20 protein-coding genes and 1 tRNA gene are annotated in these 18,442 nt (G+C 70.6%); 7 read left to right on the forward strand and 14 right to left on the reverse strand.

What is annotated here, in order from left to right; all coding sequences use genetic code 11:
• Positions 1-161: 161 nt before the first annotated feature.
• The 3 genes from ABT186_RS18705 to ABT186_RS18715 form a co-directional block, all read right to left on the reverse strand.
• A tRNA-Met gene (locus ABT186_RS18705) sits at positions 162-235 on the reverse strand.
• A gap of 111 nt (positions 236-346) precedes the next feature.
• Complete coding sequence (locus ABT186_RS18710) at positions 347-2,068, reverse strand: serine/threonine-protein kinase (RefSeq protein ID WP_351925907.1); 1,722 nt, start codon at positions 2,066-2,068, stop codon at positions 347-349.
• Between the two features lie 110 nt (positions 2,069-2,178).
• The gene (locus tag ABT186_RS18715; protein ID WP_351925909.1) at positions 2,179-2,490 is read right to left on the reverse strand and encodes a hypothetical protein; all 312 of its coding nucleotides are present in this window, start codon (positions 2,488-2,490) and stop codon (positions 2,179-2,181) included.
• Positions 2,491-2,755: 265 nt separating this feature from the next.
• On the opposite strand from ABT186_RS18715, the gene ABT186_RS18720 reads away from it, so the two are divergent.
• Both ABT186_RS18720 and ABT186_RS18725 read left to right on the forward strand, forming a co-directional pair.
• Positions 2,756-3,445 carry a hypothetical protein gene (locus tag ABT186_RS18720; RefSeq protein WP_351925911.1) on the forward strand — a complete coding sequence of 230 codons (690 nt, stop codon included), beginning with the start codon at positions 2,756-2,758 and terminating at the stop codon, positions 3,443-3,445.
• A gap of 147 nt (positions 3,446-3,592) precedes the next feature.
• A complete protein-coding gene (locus ABT186_RS18725; RefSeq protein ID WP_351227183.1) occupies positions 3,593-4,375 on the forward strand; it encodes a class F sortase in 783 nt (260 codons plus the stop codon).
• Between the two features lie 48 nt (positions 4,376-4,423).
• Here ABT186_RS18725 and ABT186_RS18730 read toward each other — a convergent pair whose 3' ends face one another.
• The 6 genes from ABT186_RS18730 to ABT186_RS18755 all read right to left on the reverse strand — a co-directional run bounded on the left by ABT186_RS18730 (position 4,424) and on the right by ABT186_RS18755 (position 10,659).
• Positions 4,424-5,290 carry an STM4011 family radical SAM protein gene (locus tag ABT186_RS18730; protein WP_351227185.1) on the reverse strand — a complete coding sequence of 289 codons (867 nt, stop codon included), beginning with the start codon at positions 5,288-5,290 and terminating at the stop codon, positions 4,424-4,426.
• Between the two features lie 11 nt (positions 5,291-5,301).
• The gene (locus ABT186_RS18735) at positions 5,302-6,672 is read right to left on the reverse strand and encodes an STM4012 family radical SAM protein (RefSeq protein ID WP_351227187.1); all 1,371 of its coding nucleotides are present in this window, start codon (positions 6,670-6,672) and stop codon (positions 5,302-5,304) included.
• Positions 6,669-7,496: an STM4013/SEN3800 family hydrolase gene (locus ABT186_RS18740; RefSeq protein WP_351227189.1), complete on the reverse strand. Its 828-nt coding sequence runs from the start codon at positions 7,494-7,496 to the stop codon at positions 6,669-6,671. Before ABT186_RS18740 ends, ABT186_RS18735 begins: the two co-directional genes overlap by 4 nt.
• Before the next feature lie 76 nt (positions 7,497-7,572).
• The gene (locus tag ABT186_RS18745) at positions 7,573-8,766 is read right to left on the reverse strand and encodes an STM4014 family protein (RefSeq protein WP_351925913.1); all 1,194 of its coding nucleotides are present in this window, start codon (positions 8,764-8,766) and stop codon (positions 7,573-7,575) included.
• Entirely contained in the window at positions 8,747-9,694 is a 948-nt protein-coding gene (locus tag ABT186_RS18750) for an STM4015 family protein (protein ID WP_351925915.1), read from the reverse strand. Before ABT186_RS18750 ends, ABT186_RS18745 begins: the two co-directional genes overlap by 20 nt.
• Positions 9,695-9,702: 8 nt before the next feature.
• Entirely contained in the window at positions 9,703-10,659 is a 957-nt protein-coding gene (locus ABT186_RS18755; protein WP_351227195.1) for an STM4015 family protein, read from the reverse strand.
• A gap of 170 nt (positions 10,660-10,829) precedes the next feature.
• Between ABT186_RS18755 and ABT186_RS18760 the strand changes: the two genes are divergently transcribed.
• Complete coding sequence (locus ABT186_RS18760; RefSeq protein ID WP_351925916.1) at positions 10,830-11,156, forward strand: DUF8820 family protein; 327 nt, start codon at positions 10,830-10,832, stop codon at positions 11,154-11,156.
• A 20-nt stretch (positions 11,157-11,176) separates the two neighbouring features.
• Positions 11,177-12,229 carry a DUF6745 domain-containing protein gene (locus tag ABT186_RS18765; RefSeq protein ID WP_351925918.1) on the forward strand — a complete coding sequence of 351 codons (1,053 nt, stop codon included), beginning with the start codon at positions 11,177-11,179 and terminating at the stop codon, positions 12,227-12,229.
• Between the two features lie 34 nt (positions 12,230-12,263).
• On the opposite strand, the gene ABT186_RS18770 is transcribed toward ABT186_RS18765, so the two are convergent.
• Together ABT186_RS18770 and ABT186_RS18775 are read right to left on the reverse strand one after the other, a co-directional pair.
• Positions 12,264-12,716, reverse strand: a complete 453-nt coding sequence (locus ABT186_RS18770) for a flavodoxin family protein (protein WP_351227201.1) — start codon at positions 12,714-12,716, stop codon at positions 12,264-12,266.
• Positions 12,717-12,834: 118 nt separating this feature from the next.
• Complete coding sequence (locus tag ABT186_RS18775; protein ID WP_351925920.1) at positions 12,835-14,124, reverse strand: MFS transporter; 1,290 nt, start codon at positions 14,122-14,124, stop codon at positions 12,835-12,837.
• Between the two features lie 85 nt (positions 14,125-14,209).
• On the opposite strand from ABT186_RS18775, the gene ABT186_RS18780 reads away from it, so the two are divergent.
• From ABT186_RS18780 to ABT186_RS18790, 3 genes are all read left to right on the forward strand, one after another.
• Positions 14,210-15,193, forward strand: a complete 984-nt coding sequence (locus ABT186_RS18780; RefSeq protein WP_351925922.1) for an ArsR/SmtB family transcription factor — start codon at positions 14,210-14,212, stop codon at positions 15,191-15,193.
• Positions 15,194-15,369: 176 nt separating this feature from the next.
• Complete coding sequence (locus ABT186_RS18785) at positions 15,370-15,954, forward strand: RNA polymerase sigma factor (protein WP_351234837.1); 585 nt, start codon at positions 15,370-15,372, stop codon at positions 15,952-15,954.
• Entirely contained in the window at positions 15,944-16,699 is a 756-nt protein-coding gene (locus ABT186_RS18790) for an anti-sigma factor family protein (protein ID WP_351234835.1), read from the forward strand. The genes ABT186_RS18785 and ABT186_RS18790 overlap by 11 nt, the downstream gene beginning before the upstream one ends.
• A gap of 91 nt (positions 16,700-16,790) precedes the next feature.
• Here ABT186_RS18790 and ABT186_RS18795 read toward each other — a convergent pair whose 3' ends face one another.
• Genes ABT186_RS18795 through ABT186_RS18805 form a run of 3 tightly spaced genes read right to left on the reverse strand, consistent with a single transcriptional unit; the run spans position 16,791 to position 18,395 of the window.
• The gene (locus tag ABT186_RS18795) at positions 16,791-17,690 is read right to left on the reverse strand and encodes a protein kinase domain-containing protein (RefSeq protein ID WP_351925924.1); all 900 of its coding nucleotides are present in this window, start codon (positions 17,688-17,690) and stop codon (positions 16,791-16,793) included.
• A complete protein-coding gene (locus ABT186_RS18800) occupies positions 17,687-18,064 on the reverse strand; it encodes an ATP-binding cassette domain-containing protein (protein ID WP_351925926.1) in 378 nt (125 codons plus the stop codon). The genes ABT186_RS18795 and ABT186_RS18800 overlap by 4 nt, the downstream gene beginning before the upstream one ends.
• 34 nt (positions 18,065-18,098) lie before the next feature.
• On the reverse strand, positions 18,099-18,395 hold the full coding sequence (locus tag ABT186_RS18805; protein WP_351925928.1) for an ATP-binding cassette domain-containing protein: 297 nt from the start codon (positions 18,393-18,395) through the stop codon (positions 18,099-18,101).
• Positions 18,396-18,442: the final 47 nt, after the last annotated feature.

The following is an 18,442-nucleotide window of genomic DNA, read 5'->3' on the forward strand; positions in this document are numbered from 1 at the left end:
GCCGCTGTGGGATCCGCAGGTAGGCAGGTCCGCGCACCGGCTAACGGCAGCCCTCTACTCCTTGCCACCAACTCACCTGCGATTGAGGGCCGTTACCTCATGAGGCGTCGCCCCAGCCGATGCCTCGGGCCCGCCGCATCACGCGACGGGCCCGAGCTTCGTGGCCGAGGCGGGATTTGAACCCACGACCTCTGGGTTATGAGCCCAGCGAGCTACCGACCTGCTCCACTCGGCGGCCTTCACTGTAGGACGCCAAGCCCGCAGCGAGCGACAGGTTTTTGTGGGCCCGCAACCCACCTACGGTCGACCGATGACACCGGAGCGCGAGCCCATCGGTCGGCATCGCTCACCCGTCGTACGGCATCACCTTGGTCACGTTGCCGTGCGTGTCGGCCTCCAGGTAGCCGCTCTGCTGGTGGTCATTGCTCAGGTAAACCGCCATACCCGCCGGGGGGTCGAAGGTGGTGTTCGGCTGACGGACCAGCAGGTAGCGGCTCGTGGGCTTGTCGACGTTGAGCTTCTTCTCCGCCCGGGTCAGAAGAGTGGGGAGGGCGTCCCAGTTGAAGTTCTTGAGGCTGACGGGCTGGTCACCGCCGGAGAGGCTGCCGGTGATGATGCCCTTCTCGACGCCGCGGTCCGTACGGTAGGTGTAAGTGTCGTACTGGGTACGGCTGCCGGCGACCATGACCGACGCCGAGACGTAGCCCGGATAGACGGAGAACGCACCGAAGCTGTGGCGTCCCGTCTTTTTCTCGATGGCCTTGATCGCCGACCGGATGCCGCCGGGGGTGAGCAGGTCGGCAGGCTTTTCGGAGGTGCCCGAGTCGGCCGGGCTCGAGTTCGCGGCTGTGGGCCCGGATGTGTTCCGCTGCGACGCGCCCAAGGACACCGCGGCACCGTTGTGTTGGCCTCCGGGTATTCCCCAGATCAGCCCGCCGGCGAGGATCGCGCCGGCGGCGCAACACACCACCACGGTGCTCCGTGTCCGACGCGGCTGCCGTCTTGGGCGCTGAGCACTTGTGTGCGCTCCGGGCGTACCGGCGCCGACCGTTGTGCCCGCAGGTGGGAAAGGCACGGCGTCCATGGGTTCCCGGGTCGGCTGCGCCCGGCCCTTGCCGGGGTCTGTCGGCCGCGGGGCCGCAGTGGACGCGTGAGTGCCGAACCCGCTTGCCGTGGCCGGCGGCACGGGTGGTGCGAGCGGGTAGGAGGTGGGGGTCGAGGCGGTGTCGGCTTCCGCCGCGGCGGCGAGCATTCGGTCCACGGCCTCGGCGTCCGGGCGCGCCGCGGGGTCCCTGACCAGTACCTGGGTCAGCAAGGGCGTCAGGGGTCCGGCCTGGACCGGGGGCGGTACGTCGTCGTGGAGCACGGCGGCCAGCGTGGCCAGCGTCGTCCCTCTGCGCAACGGGTGGTGGCCCTCGACCGCCACGTACAGCATCATCGCCAGCGACCACAGATCCGCGTCGGGGCCGCCCGGGTTGCCCGACACGCGCTCCGGCGCCATGTAGTCGGGGGTGCCGATGATCGCGCCGGTGGCCGTCAGTGTGGAGGACCCGCGGATCGCGGCGATCCCGAAGTCGGTGAGCACGGGCCGTCCGTCGCGGCGCAGCAGGACATTGGCGGGCTTCACATCGCGATGCTGTACACCCGCGGCGTGCGCCGTGCGCAGGGCCGAGAGGACTTCGCGGCCGAGGCGGGCGGCCTCGGCGGCAGCCATCGGCCCGCGCCCGAGCCGGTCGGCCAGCGAGCCGCCCTCGACGAGTTCCATGACGATCCACGGGTAGGTGGCTTCGCCACCGTCGACAATGTGATGGATCGTCACGACGTTCGGATGTTCGACCCTGGCCAGGGCGCGCGCCTCGCGCAGGACGCGCTCCCGCAGCATCCGGGCCCCGTCCGGGTCGTACTCGGCGGGGTCGGCATCCGGCGGCCGTACCTCCTTGACGGCCACGCTCCGCTGCAACAGGAGATCGCGGGCACGCCATACCGTGCCCATGCCGCCGCCCCCGAGCCGCGCCTCCAGTTCGAACCGTCCGTCGACGATCCGTCTGCCGCTCCCCGCATCACTCATGCCGAGGAGGATAGAGGGCGCCGACGATCATGCGTCGCGCGAGGTCGTCTGCCCTGCTCGCCACGAACGAATGTCGAGCGGTGGTGCGCATATCGGTTCGCTCGTGCTCGTCAGGAGTGCAAACGTCGGTTCATGCCCTCCTGCCCCGCGACGGTGATCCGTCGGGCGTCGTCGGTCTCGAACTCGAAGGCTTCGACGACGAGTTCGGCGAATGACGAGCCAGGCGAAGTGACCGCGGCAGGACGCAAGCGCCTTCGGGTCGACCCGCGCCCGGACGGCCGGTGGCGGGATTTCTCACCTCGCGGCATCCGCTTGGCGTACATGGCAGTCAAGCCGACGCGCCGTTCCTTGGGCAGAGGTATGGCTGAATTTGTGCTGTGTCCCATACGAGTCGGCTGCACGAGGATCTGATGCTGCGTCATCGAACGTATGGATGAGGCACATCGGTGTCGGAAGACGCGATCGCGTCGCGGTCTTCGTGGTGGTGCTTTGGTGCCGATGGGGGTGCTGCCGTCCGGGTCTATTTTCGGCCTGGAAGCACCCGGAGGGAGTACGGCCTCGCTCAGTTGCCGTGTCCTGCGGTGGTGGGAGGCGGTGATCGGGTTGAGGGTGATGACGTTGCTACTGCGATTCCGCTGTGCCGGCGTGGTGCCGGCCTTCGCGGTGGCGACGAAAGGACTACCTCTGATGCGAGTGACCCGGACCATGTTCGCCTCCGCGGCGGTTGCCGCGGCCGTCGCGTTTTCCGCTCCCGCCGCGCATGCCGTGTCGGTGGCCGAGCTTCGGGCTTCGGACGGCGGTACCTCCTACGGCAGTGAGGGGCACGAGGGGCAGAACGGCAAGGAATCGAAGGAAGAAGGACACGGCCACGGCCACGGCCAGCACAAGAGCAAGCCGCGCGGTGGCGTGCGCGCCGGTGGCGGCGCCCTGTCCATGACCAGGGCCGACGACGGTGACTGGTCGAGTGAGGAGGACGAGCAGTCGAAGGGCAGCCACCACGGTGGGTCGGAAGCCGAAGAGGGCGGCCGGGGCGGCGAAGAGAAGGGCGAGGACAGCAGCCACGGCGGCGAAGAAGGCGGCCGGGGCGGCGAAGAGAAGGGCGAGGACAGCAGCCACGGCGGCGAAGAAGGCGGCCGGGGCGGCGAAGAGAAGGGCGAGGACAGCGGCCGCGGCGGCGAAGAGAAGAGCCGGAGCGGCGAGGAAGGCGCCCGGGGCGCCCAGGCGAAGAAGCCTCGCGGTGGTGTGCACGCCGGTGGCGGCGGGCTGGCGCAGTCCGGCAACGGTCTGGCCGCAGGTTCGGTGCTGCTGCTCGGCGGTCTCGGAGCAGGTGCGTACATGCTGCGGCGTCGCGGCGCTTCCGGTGCCGCAAGGGCCTGATCGGTCGGTGCTCGCCTGTTGCTGTGCAGTCGCGGCCGCCGTCGCTCTGGGAAGGGCGACGGCGGTCGCGGCTGCGGCGTTGGAGCCGGCTGCCACCGGCCTTTCGATGTCCCACCACCGCCCCAGTTGACGAATAGGCATTCACTCATGGCCCTCTCGCAGCCGACCCCGCCGGATCAACCGGGGAGCAAACCCGTGTCCCGCACCCTCAGCCGTGCTCTGCTCTGGCCGGCCGCCGCGGTGGGGCTGGGCGTTCTGCTCATCAACAACTCACTGACAAGCCCCGCGGACCCCAAGCCGCCGACTCCACCCGCAGCCGTCGCTTCACCTGCGGACATCGACGCGCCCGCGGACCTCGACGCACCCGTGGATCTCAGCCCGCCCACCTTCGTCCGCCCGCCCCTGGCCATCCCCTCGCCGAAGCCGAGACGGCATACGACGGCGAACCCTGCGGTGCAAGGACTGCCGCCATCGGCACCGACGCGGATTGTCATTCCGCAGATCGCGGTGGACGCGCCCTTTACGCCCCTCACCCTGGGTGCCTCTGGGCACCTGAATCCGCCGCCCGCGAACGACAGAAATCTGGTGGGCTGGTTCAAGGACGGGGCCTCGCCGGGTGAGCGGGGAGCGTCGATCGTGGTGGGGCATGTCGACACCAAGACCGGCCCGGCGGTGTTCATGCTGCTGAGGACGCTCGTGCCGGGAAGCAAGGTGGAGATCACCCGCGCAGACGGCATGGTCGCCAGATTCAGGGTCGACTCCGTCGAAACCTTCAGCAAGGCCAAATTCCCCGACGACCGGGTCTACGCCGACACACCGACCCCCCAACTGCGGTTGATCACCTGCGGCGGCAACTACAACCGCAGCGTCCACGACTACGAGGACAATGTGGTGGTGTTCGCCCACCTCGACTCGGTCAGGGCTTCGTGAAGGACGACCCTTCCTGCGACGATTGGGCCACCGCGCGCGTCTGCCGACTCACGGCGCAGCCCTGACGCCCGCAAGCGACGCCGGTATCCGTTCCAGCACTCCGCCTGCGAAGACGTCGTACAGCGGCAGCGTCTCCAAGTGGACGTAACCGATGTGACAGTCGCAGGCGGTGAGCGGGCACGGGCGAGGACGCAGTGCGGCACGGTACGAGCCGTCGTACAGGTTGCCCAGTTCGGCGCGGACGAAATGGCAGCGGCGCACGGTACCGTCGCCGTCGACCGACATCACCGAATCGCCGGTGCGGCAGGGCAAGCCGGCGCTGGCGTGGGGATGGCGGCTGTAGGGGAAAAGGGGGTCGAGGGCCGTCCACAACTCGGCCTCGGCGTCGTCGTAGGTGTGGCCTTCTGCGGCGTTCACCCACAGGTACACGTGCTCGGGCAGATCGGCGCGCAGCCGCCGTGCTTGCTCAAGGTGTTCGGGCAGCCCGACGATGCCGACGCTGAAGCGGGCCTGGCGCTGTGCCAGGTCGTGGCACTTGGCGAGGAACCGGTCGTAAGGAGTCTGCCCCGGGTGGTACGTGCACCACAGGGCGAGTCTTTCGAGGTCGGCGTCGGCGAGCCAGTCGGTGCGGCAGCTGAGGTTTGTCTGGATGGCCACCCTGCGGATGTGCGGCAGATGGGACAGCTCGGCCAGTGCGCGCCGGTACCAGGAGCGGACCAGGCCCTCGCCCCAGGGGGTGAACAGCACCGAGAGCCGGTCCTCTGTCCGGGCCGCGGCCCAGCCGGCGAAACGCTCGAGGCAGTCCCGGTCCGCGCGCAGCTGCTCCCGGCTGTCGCGCCGCTTGGCGAACGGGCAGTACGGGCAGTCGTAGTCGCAGGACGCCAGGGGGCCGCGGTAAAGGATCGTCAGGTCCATGATGACGGGGTTCACTTGCCTTCGTAAGCGGCCATGGCGGCCCGAACGGACGGCGAGAACAGCTCGGGGCCGATGGCGTCGGAGTGTGCCAGGCCCTCCGGGGTCAGGCGCAGGATCGTGTGCAGCGCATCGTCCTGCAGCCAGCCCCGGTCGGTGAGGCATCGCAGTTCTGTGCCGAAGTCGTCCGTGGGGATGCTGCCGAAGCGGGCGCGGTAGTCGGCGACCTGCAGACCCTCGGCTTGTAGGAGCGACTGCAGCAGATGACGGCGTCGCGCCTCGTCGGCGTCCATGGGGCGGCCGTACTCGGCGTGGCCGAAGTCCGTCACAGGACGGCCGATGTAGTCGTCGATGATCGAGCGGATCTCGTGCATGCCGACGGCGTAGTCGAAGGAGTAGTGCAGGTCGGCCGTGTAGGAGCGGGCGCCACAGCCGAGGCCGATCATGCCGTCGGTCTGGCAGGCGTAGTCGTCCGCTCCCTGGGGCGGCGCGTCCGCGCGGCGGAACATCCGCATGGACTGCTGCTCGTAGCCGTGCGCAAGGAGGTGGTCGCGTCCCAGCCGGTACAGGCGCAGACGCTGTTCGTCCCAGGCGGGGTCCGGGCCGGTGCCGCGGCGGCCGAGTCCGGTCAGGGGCCGCACGTACAGGGGGTAGAGGTAGAGCTCCTCGGGCCGCCAGGCGAGCGCCGCGTCCAGGGAGTGCACCCACGTCTGCTCGGTCTGTCCGTCGATGCCGTAGATCAGATCGATGTTGAGCACCGGGATCCGGGCCTCGCGGATGCGGGCGAGTGCAGCTTCGACGTCCGCGCGTCGCTGCGGCCGTACGGCGGCTCGGGCCTCGGAGCCGACGAAGCTCTGGACACCCAGGCTCAGCCGGGTGGTGCCACGTGCGGCCAGCACCGCCAGCCGGTCGGCGGTCGCCGTGGCGGGCGAGGCCTCCACCGACAGCGGGACGGCCTGGAGGTCGGCGCCCATCCGGGTCTCTGCGATGTCGCACAACCGCTCCAGTTCGGCGGCCGTGAGGAAGGTCGGCGTGCCGCCGCCGAAGGCCGCGGTGGCGAACCGTACCGGTTGCGTCTCCCCCAGCGCCTCCCGCACGGCGCCCGCCTGCCGCTCCAGGGCATCGAGATACGCACCGGTCAGACCGTCCGGGGCGCCGATGCGCGTGAACAGGTTGCAGAACCCGCAGCGGACCTCGCAGAACGGGATGTGGAGATAGAGGGAGAGCGCGTCCTTTGGCTCCGTCGACCACAGCGTCCGCAGCGACGGGCGGTCCGGGAGCTTCCGGTAGGCGGTCTTGTGCGGGTAGGCGTAGACGTAGCTCTGGTAGGGGCTCTGGTGTGCGAGCTGCTCGCTGCCGGGGCGGTGGCTGGACGTGACGGTCATCGGGCTGCCTCGACGGAGTGCTCGGCGGGATCCAGGAAGAAGTGGGCGTACGGCACGGTCCACACCGACTCGTGGCCGATGCGGTGGCCGGTGTAGCCGTCGTCTCCGTACGCGGTGCCGTGGTCGGAGCAGACGATCGCGAAGCAGCGGCGCCGGCTGCTCGCGGCGGCGAAGAGGCGCCCGATGTGCCGGTCCACGTACTCCAGCGCGGCGGCGTGCGTCGCACGGGTGTCGCCTGCTTCCCGGGTGGCACCGGGCAGATGGAACCAGTTGGGCTGGTGCAGTGCCGCGACGTTGACGAAGAGGAAGAGACGCTGCTCATGAGGCAGGCGCCGCACGATCCGCTCGGCGCAGGCCACCTGAGACTCGAACGACGTGGGCGAGGCGACCCCGAACTCCGGCTCCCAGTGGGACTCCTGGAACAGGCCGGGCAGCACCGAGCCGAGCGGGCCCTGCTGGTTGAAGAAGCCGACGCCGCCGATGCACACGGTGTGGTAGCCGGCCTCGGCCAGACCGGACACCAGGTCCGGGGTGTCGTAGACGTAGGTGCGGTCGGCGGTGGTCTCACTGCCCGCGAAACTTGCCGCGAACAGGCGCGGGTGCGGGCCCGGTGCTGCGGGCGTGGGCAGAAAGCCGGCGAACATCGCCTGGTGGGAGGCGTAGGTGAAGCTGCCCGGAGCGTGCCGCTTCTCCCACCGTCCGCCGGGCAGATGGCGGGCCAGGTTCGGTATGCGGCCGGCTGCGGCCAGTTCGGCGGCCACGTCGTGGCGGAGCGTGTCGAGCGTGACGAGCAGCAGGTCGTGGCTGCCGACGATCTCGTTCATGTCCGGCTCCCCACCCGGGGCGGACGTCATGTCAGTGGCGAGGCCGCCGTGTGGGTGGGTGGACGTGGGCGTCGGGTCAGGCGATGACACGGTCGGTTCCTGTTCTGTACTGGTGGAGCGAGGCAGTGCTCGGCCGCCGTTGCGGGGCGGTGGGCGCCCGCCGTTGCGGGGCGTTGCGGACGATGGCCGCCACCTGCGTCGCATAGGTGTCGAGGCCTTCGGCGCCGCTTCCCGGCAGCCCTGTGAGGCGGGGCAGCAGGTCGCCGAAGGCGTTGACCTCGCCGACCGCCACGCGCCGCCAGCCCACGGCCGGCAGCAGGTCGACGCCCACGCACAGGGTGCGCGGGAAGCAGGCCGCGGCGTCTTCGCAGACCGCGAGGACGTCGGTCCAGCGGCCTCCCGCCGACTCGACGGCCTGCCGCGCGGCGTCGAGGTCACCACGGGTGCCTCCGAGGTGAAGGTTGGTCAGGGGCGAGGCGCTGGTGCGGACCACGGCATGGGTGGCCCGGCCGTCCACCACGACCACGCGCAGGTCGGCGGCGCGTCCGTGCTGGGACGCCTTGGGCAGCCAGCGCTCCAGATGGAGTCCGTCGGGAGCCAGCGCGTCCACGATGGCCGCGATGTCCTGCTCCCGTTCGTAGCGGCGCACCTTGAGGGAGTTGTACAACCGGCCGTCCGGGGTGAGCTCGACGGACGTGGTGGCCCTGATCCTGCCCTCGCTCGCCGATTCGACGGCGAGCACACCGGACGCCGACGAGCCGTGCGCGGGCTTCACGAACAGCCGGGGCATGCGGTGCTCCCGCATGAGTGCCCGTACGTCGTCCCAGCCGCGCACCCGTGGGCCGGCGGGACCGGACGTGGGTGACGGCGGAACGGGAACCCCGGCCGCGTGCAGGACGGCGTGGCAGCGGCGCTTGTCGAACAGGACGGCCAGTTCGTCCGGGTCGTCGAGGCGGATGCCACCCGTCAGGCTCCGCAGCGCCGCCATGAACCCGGTGTACCAGCGGGCCGAGCCCTCGACGCGAGTCGGCTCCTTCGTGCCGCGCAGCAGCTCGTCGACGTCGGTGTTCTCGCCGGGAGAGTCCACGCGCACGACCTCGTGCGGCTCGAAGGCGGCTCCGCCTGCGCGGAGCACCTCCAGCCATGGCACGACGCGTGGGGCCGGCAGGCCTGCCGCGCGTACGGCGTCGGTGAACAGGCTGACGCGGCGGTTCTCCGGATTGCCGACCACTGTGCAGCGCGGCAGCGTGTCACTCCCCGACGGCGACATAGCGCGTCTCCGGATTCCAGCTGTGTCGTCGGGCCGGTGTGAGGTCGAGGCTCACGTCGTGCGGTTCCAGCGCCTCGCTCAGACGTCGGGTCAGCTGCCCGCTCATGAAGTGGTGTCGCAGGTTGAGCGTGCGCAGATGAGTCAGCGGCTGGCCCGACAGCAGCGCGCCGCCTCCCTCGTCGCTGAGGGCTCCCATGCTCAGGTCGAGCGACTCGATACCTGCGACGATCGGGGCGGCTGCCACCGCTGCGGCGATGTCGTCCTGGATGTCGCTGTTCTGCAGCCCCAGATGACGCAGTGCCGGCAGACGGCCCGACGCGGTCAGCAGCGGCTCGATGTCGTCAGCGGAGCAGTCGCCGCCGTACCAGGTGGTGCCGAGCCACAGCTCCAGGTGCTGCAGAGCGGGAAACTCACAGGCGCCCAACGCCCGCACCGGCTCCCGTGGCAGGCCACCGGACTCGATCCGCAGCATGCGGAGCCCGTCGTGCCGCAGCGGCTCGATCACCAGGCCCTCCGCGCCTCGCACACCCAGCTCGACCAGGTCGGGCCAGGCGCGCAGCAGACGGGTCACGTGCCCCTGTTTGATCCATGAGATCTCCGACTCCTCGGACTCCACGTCGCCGAGGAAGACCGCGCGCAGGCGCGGAAACCGGTCTGCCTGGGCGGTGAGCAGGTCTATGACGGAGTCGCTGCCGTACTCGTCCCATCCTTCCCACCACATGCCGACGACGAGCGCGGTCACCTCCTCGGTCGGCACCTCGTCGAGGAGCCGGCGCCACAGCTCCTCGAAGGAGCACTCCCCTGCAGAGAGCTTCCAGGCGACCGACGCGGGCGCGGGCAGCGCGGTGGGCCGGTCGTTCCCGGCGGTGGGGAAGGCGTACACCGGCAGTCCGTGAAAGCGCGTCAGGTGCGAGGGGTAGTAGCTCATGGGCGCGTTCACTCCCCCACGGCGACATAGCGGTTGATCGTGCCGTCCTCGTCCTCGTCCTGGTCGGCGTCACCACTGGCGAGGTCCAGTTCGACGCCTGCCGGTTCGAGAGTCTGGCGTATGCGCTGCCGGACGGGCTCGCTGAGGTAGTTGTGGTGCAGGTCGAGTTTCTTGAGGTGTGTGAGCGGCTGGCCTCCGAGGAGCGCGGTCGCACCGTCGTCGCTCAGGGTGCCCATGGACAGATCCAGCACTTCAAGACGGGCGACCACGGGTGCTGAAGCGACGGCGGCGGCGATGTCGTCCTGGATCTCGCTGTTGCGCAGGGCGAGGTGACGCAGGCTGGGCAGGCGTGTGCCGGACAGGATCGGTTCCAGGTCGGCGACCTCGCTGTCGGCGCCGTACCAGGATGTGCCGAGCCACAGGTCGAGGTGGTCGAGCGCCGGGAGTTCGCTCGCGCCGATTCCGCGTACGACATCGACGGGCAGGCCTCCGGTCTGCACCGTCAGGGAACGCAGCCGGTGGTGCCGCAACGCCGGGAACTTCAACCCCGAGCCGCCCCGCACGGCGAACTCCTCCAGATCCGGGAATCCGCCCAGCAGGCCGGTGACGTCGGTCTGGTTGATCCAGGAGATCTCGCACTCCTCGACCACCATGTCGCCGAGGAACAGGGCCCGCAGTGCGGGCAAACGGTCGCGGGCGGCCAGCAGCGCCTCGATCACCGAGGAGCAGTCGGTGTCGTACGCCTCCTGCCAGGCGCCGACGATCAGGGCGCGTACGCGGGTGGTGTCCACGTTCGAGCAGAAGCGGGCGAATGCCGTCTCCCACTCCTCGTCGGCGTCGTACACGTCACTGGTGATCCGCCAGGCGACGGCGTCCGGTTCGGGCAGTTCCGCCGTCACGTCCGGCCCCGGGAAAGTGAAGGCGGGCAGGTCGTACAGCTCCTGCAGATGGTCCCCGATCGTCATGCGGGCTGCTCCTGACGTGAGATGGCGGTTGTCCGTGATACGCCAGCAGTTCTACCAACAGGCACTGACAACGCCGGTCGGGGGGCCGTCGCCGCGGCCCGTTGTCAGTGGCGGCTCGTACTGTCGGTCTCGAAGCCGGTGTGCTGTGCACCGGGCAGGAGGGGAGAGCCATGTACCGGCAGGGAGACGTACTGATCGTGCCCGTCGCGGAAGCTGCGGTGCCGGCCCACGTCGCACACGCGCCGAAGGAGCCGCGTGATGGCAGGGGGCGGCTCGTCCTGGCCCTCGGCGAGGTCACCGGTCATGCCCACGCCGTGGTCGGTCCGGGCGAACTGGTGCGGGTGCCTGGGCCGTACGGCCCGATGCTGCTCCATCTGCCCGAGGGCGGGCGGGTGGTCCATGAGGAGCATGCGGCGATCCCGTTGCCCAAGGGGTGGTACCGGGTGATCCGGCAGCGGGAGTACGTCCCCGGATCCGTACGGATCGTGGCGGACTGAGGACACGGGAGGGGACGTTGATGACTCAGCAGACGGCGGTGGAAGTGACGGCCGACGGTTCGGTTGAGGCGGAGGAGGTGCAGTCCTGGCGCGAGGCCGCCGCAGCTGCCGTACCTGCGGATCGCACCGCGGCGGAGGCAGGGATTCGGCTCGCCTACCGGCGGGCCGGGCTGAGGGAGCCGGAGCGTGTGGTGTGGGCCGCCTCGCCGCTGGAGGGCGTCAGGCTGGTACGGGAACTGACGGGCGCGGGGCGGAGTGTGCGTGATGCGGTGCGTACCGCTCCGTGGGCACTTGAACGCCGCCGCGCACACGAGGAGCTGGGTCCGGCCGGCTGGTCCGCACGCTGGTCGGCGACCGGCGCCCGCCTGTGGGACCTGACGCAGGCTCTGGTCGACCGCATCCGCAGAGGCGTGCTGGAAGAACTCGCCGGCGCGAACAGCGACGACGAGACGGAGATCCGGCTGATTCTGCTGGACGCCGTGCTCGGACAGCACGACGCGCCGTGGCTCGCCGCGTTCCGGACCGACCGTCCCCCGCTGGACGGGCTTGCCCAGGTGTCCCGCAGCGCAGGCTGGTGGTGGCCGTTCGAGAAGGTGGCCGTGGTGTGTGAACGCCCTGTCGCCCTGCACCGGGACGAAGCCGGCCGCCTCGACCGCGGGGACGGTCCGGCCCTCGCCTTCCCCGACGGGTTCGCCCTGCACGCCTGGCGTGGCATGCCGGTGCCTGCCAAGTTCCTGGCCGAACTGCGAGCCCTGACTCCGCAGCGGATACGGGCCGAGGAGAACGCCGAGCTGCGCCGCGTGATGCTGGAGTACTACGGCTACGAACGCTATCTGTCCGAATCCGGCGCCCGTCCCGTCCACCGCGACGAGACCGGAACGCTCTGGCGGATCGAGCTGGTAGGGGACGAGCCGGTGGTGATGGTGGAGGTGGTCAACTCCACGCCGGAACCTGACGGCACGCGCCGTACCTACTGGCTTCGGGTGCCTCCTACGACCCGGGAGGCCAGGGAAGGGGTCGCCTGGACCTTCGGGCTTCAGCCGGAGGTGTACGCGCCGCTGCGCGAGACCTGAGCGGGCGCGGCCCGGACCGGCCTGACGGAGGAGATCAGCCCATCAGTCCCGCAGCAAGGGTCGCTCCCAGTTCCCAGCACGCCTCGACGTCGGCCTTGTCCGGCTCGCCCGTCACGGTCACGGCCTCGGCTGCGCGCCGCCAGCCGAGGCCCGTCGTGATCGATTCGATTCCGCGTACGGCGCCCGTGACGTCACTGCCGCCGTGCACGTAGTAGCCGAAGGGCCGACCGCGGGTCTCCTCCAGGCATGGGTAGTAGATCTGGTCGAAGAAATGCTTGAGGGCGCCGGACATATAGCCGAGGTTCGCGGGAGTGCCCAGCAGGTATCCGTCGGCGGCGAGCACATCGGACGCCGTGGCGGACAGCGCGGCCCGTCGTACGACCCGGACGCCCTCGATCTCCGGCGCCGTCGCACCCGAGACGACGGCCTCGAACATCGCCTGGCAGTTGGGCGAGGGAGTGTGATGCACGATCAGCAAAGTGGCCACGTCAGGAACCCTGCCGTAGCGTCCCTTCCCTCCGCAACCAGTCGCATGGTCCCGCAGGTGGCTGGTCAGTCCTGCCGAGCTGATGACTGCCGCCTTGCGGCCCAGTCGAAGGTGAAGATCAGACGCACGACGTCCAGCCGGCCCTGCGCGACGCCGACAAGACCAGGAGTACGCAGCACGCTGTGCCCAGCGCACCCGCCCACACGACGGTGGTCCTTGCCCCGGCGAACTCCGCGGCCACCCCGGCAAGGGTCATGCCCACCCCTTGGACGGTCATCAGCCCAGCAGTATTGAGGGTCATGGCCCGCCCACGCAGCTCCGGCGGGACCGCTTCCAGAAACCGCTGGTCGAGGCCCAGCGTGTACGCAGAGGCGACGCCGGCCGGCAGCAGGAGCGTCAGGGACCACCCCAGACCGGGACGCAACGCGTAGCCCAGGTATGGCAGCAGGGCCACGCATACGAGCGGCAGGGCGATCCGGTCGCGGGTCGCGGACCGCAGTGCCGCCCCCACATACAACTCGCCCATGATCGCGCCCACCGGCATGGCACACATCAGCAGGCCGAGTCCGATCGGGCCACTGCCGAGCTGGTCGGCGTACGGCGCGGCCAGGACCTCCGGCGCCACGGCGAACATCGGCGGCACCCAGAACAACAGGAGCAGCGCTCGTACCCGCCGGTCGACGACCAGCTGCCAGGCACCGGCGAGCGACTCGCGCACCAGGGCCGACCCGGTGGCGGCCCGCGCGGGCCGCCACCGGGTACCCAGGCGGAGCAGCGCGGCCGAGGCCAGGAAGGTACCCACAGTGATGACAAGCGCGTCGCGCGGAGTCACCGCGGTGAGCAGCACGCCTCCGAGGCCGAACCCGGCGAGCAGCGCGCTCTGGGACACGATCCGCAGCAGCGACCGGCCCAGCACAAACGGTTCCCCGTCACCGAGGACATCGGCGAGCGTGGCGGTCCGTGTCCCTTGGAACACGGGCGACACCACGGCCAGCGCACACCGCATGGCCAGCAGTACGACGACGGGTACGCCCGGCAGCACCATCACGGCAACGCACCCCGCGCACACCAGGTCGCACAGCACGAGCACCCGCCGGGCCGGAAAGCGGTCGGCGACCCCCGCGAGCAGCGTCCCGCCGACCAGATAGGGCAGGAACCCGAGCGCGAACACCAGCGCGCTCATCAGCGCCGACCCGGTCAGCCCGTACACCAGCACCGACAGCGCGATCTCGCTGACGACCACTCCGAGCAGTGACAGAGCATGCGCGAGGAAGACGGCACGAAACTCCCCCACGGCGAAAAGGCGGGCGTAGCCGGTGCGGGTGCGGGCGGATTCCGATTCCGGTGGCGGTGCGGTGGGCGATGTCGGTGCCTGTGTCGTCGCGGTGTCCTGGTTCTCGTACGGCATGGGCGGCAGCGTGCACCGAGGTGTGCCGGGGAGCGTAAAGTTTCGGCACCAGCCGAAACTTCGATCCGCCGCCCGGGAGGTGGCCGTGCCGTTCCAGCTCCGTTTCGGCAAGGACGACCTCCTGCGCTGCCGTTTCGCCGTGTCGCCCTTGTGGGAGACGCAGGAAGCCGTGCGTACCCTGAATCGTCCGGACCGGCACGGCTACCACGCCGGGTGGCTGCGCCGCATCCGTGCTGCGGCCGAGGGGCTCGATCTGGCACCGCTGTGGTTGCTGATGCCCCGGCAGGGCCACACCCCGGACTGGCTGGGCCCTCCGCCGATCGGCCCCGCCGCACCTTTCGAGGAGGAGATCGCTGCGATCCGCGGGGCCGATCCCGAGGCGGCCCGAGACGACACGGCGCGGGCGCTTGCGGACACTCCGGGAGCCAGTGGGTCAGCGCTCGGCCGCGCTCTGCTGGCCGACCCGTCCCGCACGATCCAGCGGCTGGCCGACCTGCTGGAGGCCGCTTGGCACGCGCTGGTCGAACCGGACTGGCCCAGGCTGCGCGCTCTGCTGGAGGCGGACGTCGCCTTCCACTCGCGCCGTCTCGCCGAGGTGGGCCTGGGCGGGCTGCTGCCCGAACTCGACCGGCGGTTCACCTGGAATTCGGGGACGCTCACAGTCGACGCCAGGGCCGAGCACGTACGGGACCTCGACGGCCGGGGCCTGGTGCTGATTCCGAGCGTCTTCTCCTGGCCGGACGTGGTCAGTGGCTTCGACCCGCCGTGGCAACCGACCCTCGCGTACCCGGCCCGGGGCATCGGCGGACTGTGGACCGAGCCGACGGGCCGGGCATCCGACGCCCTTGTACGCATCCTCGGTCGTGGCCGGGCAGCCGTGCTCACCGCGCTCGACGAACCGGCCACCACCACCGCCCTGGCCCACCGCCTCCGGCTCGCTCCCTCGTCCGTATCGGCACACCTGTCCGCCCTGCGCGGGGCGGGACTGCTCGTCTCGCGCCGCTACGGCCACCAGGTCCTGTACGAGAGGACACCCCTCGGGATCGCACTGGCATCCGGCGGAACCTGAAGCGATCTCCACCGCAGCGACCCGGCCCGCAGGCCGCTCCGCGGCTACGCGGGCGTTCACAGCAATGCCCGCCACCGCCGCCCGTGGTTGCGTAGGCACGGGCGGAGGAGAATAAGTACGTGATCTTCCGCGACGGCCGGGCAATCTCCCGGCGGGGGCGGACCGTATATACCGGTATGCAGAGGTTTCGGTTCCCCGTGGGCCGTCTCCCGGACGAGGCTCTGCTGTCCGGGCTGGCCACCGGGGATCCACAGCTCGCCGTGACCTTCGTACGGAGGTTCCAGCACACGGTCTTCGGTGTCGCCTTCGCCGTCACCGGGGATCCACAGCTCGCCGAGGACATCGCCCAGCAGACATTCGAGCGTGCGTGGCGTCATGCGCAGATCTACGACTCCCGCCGCGGTTCGGTGGCGACCTGGCTGACGTCCATTGCCCACAACCTCGCCATCGACGCCGTCCGTTCGCGGCGGCCGGAGCCGGTTGCGCCGGAAGATCTCGACGCGATCCTGGGTGCGGTCAGCGAGACGCCCGAGCAGCATGCGCTGGCCGACGAGGCGTCGTCCCGGCTGCGGGCCGCCGTGGCACAGCTGCCGCGAGAGCAGGGCCGTGCCCTGGTGATGGCGGGCATCTATGGAATGACGGCCCAACAGATCGCCGACTGGGAGAAGATCCCGCTGGGCACCGCCAAGACGCGCATCAGGACCGCGATGGGAAAACTGCGGACCACGCTTGCGCCGAAGCGAGGTGACCATGTCGAGTGACGTGACCTGCGAGAAGCTACGGGAGATCGGCGCCGAACTGGCTCTCGGCGTGCTGCCCGGCCGTGAGCGGGCCGAGGCGGTCGCCCATCTGGACCGGTGCGCCGACTGCCGCGAGTACATCGAGCATCTGACCCTCGTGGGCGACCGGCTGATCGGGCTGCTGCCCGGCAGCGAGCCGCCGGTCGGGTTCGAGGCCCGGGTGGCGCAGTCGCTGCGCCGGGGGGCGCCGACGCACGAGAGGCGTTCGCATGCCCGGGGGTCCGGATTCCCGCTCAAGGGCCTCCGCGGCCGGGTCCGACTGCGGATGGCCTCCGCCGTGGCCGCGCTCGCGCTTGCCTTCGGCTTCGGCGGCTGGGCGATCGGCACGGCCATGGAGGAGGACCTCACGGCCGGTCCTTCCACCTCCGCCGTAGCCGGAATGGGCATGCTGTGGGGCGGGCTCACCTCTGGGGCCCTCGGGAAGCCGACCGGTGAGATCTACGCCCACCCCGGGTCCCGGGGTTGGGTCTACATGTCGGTCGACCTCGCGGACGCCGGGATTCCCTACAGCGGCAAGGTCACCTGCCTGCTGGAGCGCCATGACGGCACCACGGTCCGTGTCGGCGCCTTCACCGTGCACGGGGGCTATGGCTACTGGGGTGGCCCGGCCTCCGTCGACCCCTCGGTGCTCTCCGGCGCCCGGCTGACGTCACCCGACGGCGCCGTGCTCGCCACGGCCCACTTCGACGGGGCCCACCAGGTGTAGCCCGGCACATTCCGAACGGGTGGCGGCCCCACGACAGCGCGCCGTACCGGACCTCAGGTGCGGGCGGCGCGGGACCCCTGGCCCGGGAGCGTCATGCCAAGGGCCGCGGCAAGCTCGGGGATCGTGGGCCGGGCGGACGGGTCGCCCTGCAGGCAGCCGTCGACGGCCACCGCGAGACCGCGTGGCAGGCGCCGCCGCGATGCGATCGGTGGGGCGCTTGCCTCCAGCTGCGGATACCAGTCGTCCCCGCCCCTGGGACGTCGTCCTCCGCCTCCGCGGTCCTCGCCTCGTACGCTGCCTTCGCGGTCTCCGTGTCGTAAGTCTCTCCGGCGGTCTCACCGCAGTCGAACGGCACGTCACCGCTCGCCACCTCGTACAACGTGATGCCGATGCCCCACACGTCGGCCGCGGCCGACAGGTGTCCGCCGCGCGCCTGCTCCGGTGCGAGGTGGCAGAACGTGCCCACCCCGGGAGGAGCGACCCCGGGCGGGCGCGCCACGCTGAGGTCGAGCACTTTCGCGTGCCCGCAGTCCACCACCACATTGGACGACCTGAGGTCCAGGTGCAGCAGGCCCTGCCCATGCAGATAGTGGATCGCGGAACACAGCTGCACACCGAGGAGGGCCACGTCGTCGGCGGCCGGCCTGCGCCGCAGCCGGTGGACGAGATGGGACAGCGTCTCGCCGGTCAGCGTTGCCAGGACGACGAGCGGCTCGGGTGACTCGAAGGTCTCGTACGCACGCACCAGGTGCGCACGGGTGAATGCCTGCAACCAACGTCCCTCCCGCAGCAGCCGGTCGCGCAGCCGCGTCTCGTCGTGGCGGTCCGGACGCACCATCTTGATGACGCACCGGCAGGCCCGTTCCTCGCTCCAGGAGTCGTACACATCCAGCCATCCCGTGCGCGCCAGGTGCCCCAGGATCTCGTGGCCCGGAACCGGACGGGCGCCCGGTGCCAGGGGCGGGGCCACCCGTGTCGGTACCTCGGTCATGACGGCACCGTCCTGGGAAACGAGGGGCCGGCCTGCGCGGGACCGGTCACGGCGTTGAGCCGGTGGAGCCAGCCGTACGTCCCGCCGCGTACGAGCGGGTCGTCGTGGGTCCCGGACTCGACGACCCGGCCGCGGTCGAGCACCACGATTCGTGTGGCGTCATGGACGGTGAGCAGGTTGTGCGAGATGACGATGGTCGTCCGCCCGGTCATGAGCCGGCGCGGCGGGTCCATGATCCTCAGGCCCGACTGGGCGTCGAGGCCGGTCGTCGGCTCGCCCAGGAGCAGTACGGGCGCGTCCCTGATCATCGTGCGGGCGATGGCCAGGCGCCGGCGTTGTCCGCCGGACAGCGTCCGCCCGCGCCGTCCGACCATCGTGTCGTAGCCCTCCGGAAGCAGCTGGACGAACTCATGGGCGTCCGCGGCGCGCGCCGCGGCGACGATCTCCGCCTCCGTCGCCCCCCCGCCTGCCGTAGGCGATATTGTCCCGCACCGTTCCGTGGAAGACGAGCGTCTCCTGAAGGACCACCGCGACGCTGTCCCGCACGTCGGACAGGAACAGGTTCCGCAGATCGATCCCGTCGAGCCTGACCGTGCCCTGATCGGGGTCGTCGAAGCGCAGCTGCAGCTTCGCGACGGTCGACTTGCCGGCCCCGCCGACGCCGACCAGTGCCAGGGTCTCGCCGGGGCCGACGTGGAACGACACGCCGGACAACGCCCAGCGCGACGTGCCGGGCTAGCGGAAGGACACGC

It is taken from the genome of Streptomyces sp. NPDC001634 (genome assembly GCF_040298185.1).
Lineage (GTDB): Bacteria > Actinomycetota > Actinomycetes > Streptomycetales > Streptomycetaceae > Streptomyces.

Coding starts and splice junctions, on each gene's coding strand:
- ABT186_RS18710 (WP_351925907.1), bottom strand. CDS start 2,068: ATGAGTGATGCGGGGAGCGGCAGACGGATCGTCGACGGACGGTTCGAA.
- ABT186_RS18715 (WP_351925909.1), bottom strand. CDS start 2,490: ATGACGCAGCATCAGATCCTCGTGCAGCCGACTCGTATGGGACACAGC.
- ABT186_RS18720 (WP_351925911.1), top strand. CDS start 2,756: ATGCGAGTGACCCGGACCATGTTCGCCTCCGCGGCGGTTGCCGCGGCC.
- ABT186_RS18725 (WP_351227183.1), top strand. CDS start 3,593: ATGGCCCTCTCGCAGCCGACCCCGCCGGATCAACCGGGGAGCAAACCC.
- ABT186_RS18730 (WP_351227185.1), bottom strand. CDS start 5,290: ATGGACCTGACGATCCTTTACCGCGGCCCCCTGGCGTCCTGCGACTAC.
- ABT186_RS18735 (WP_351227187.1), bottom strand. CDS start 6,672: ATGACCGTCACGTCCAGCCACCGCCCCGGCAGCGAGCAGCTCGCACAC.
- ABT186_RS18740 (WP_351227189.1), bottom strand. CDS start 7,496: ATGAACGAGATCGTCGGCAGCCACGACCTGCTGCTCGTCACGCTCGAC.
- ABT186_RS18745 (WP_351925913.1), bottom strand. CDS start 8,766: ATGTCGCCGTCGGGGAGTGACACGCTGCCGCGCTGCACAGTGGTCGGC.
- ABT186_RS18750 (WP_351925915.1), bottom strand. CDS start 9,694: ATGAGCTACTACCCCTCGCACCTGACGCGCTTTCACGGACTGCCGGTG.
- ABT186_RS18755 (WP_351227195.1), bottom strand. CDS start 10,659: ATGACGATCGGGGACCATCTGCAGGAGCTGTACGACCTGCCCGCCTTC.
- ABT186_RS18760 (WP_351925916.1), top strand. CDS start 10,830: ATGTACCGGCAGGGAGACGTACTGATCGTGCCCGTCGCGGAAGCTGCG.
- ABT186_RS18765 (WP_351925918.1), top strand. CDS start 11,177: ATGACTCAGCAGACGGCGGTGGAAGTGACGGCCGACGGTTCGGTTGAG.
- ABT186_RS18775 (WP_351925920.1), bottom strand. CDS start 14,124: ATGCCGTACGAGAACCAGGACACCGCGACGACACAGGCACCGACATCG.
- ABT186_RS18785 (WP_351234837.1), top strand. CDS start 15,370: ATGCAGAGGTTTCGGTTCCCCGTGGGCCGTCTCCCGGACGAGGCTCTG.
- ABT186_RS18790 (WP_351234835.1), top strand. CDS start 15,944: ATGTCGAGTGACGTGACCTGCGAGAAGCTACGGGAGATCGGCGCCGAA.
- ABT186_RS18795 (WP_351925924.1), bottom strand. CDS start 17,690: ATGACCGAGGTACCGACACGGGTGGCCCCGCCCCTGGCACCGGGCGCC.
- ABT186_RS18800 (WP_351925926.1), bottom strand. CDS start 18,064: ATGGTCGGACGGCGCGGGCGGACGCTGTCCGGCGGACAACGCCGGCGC.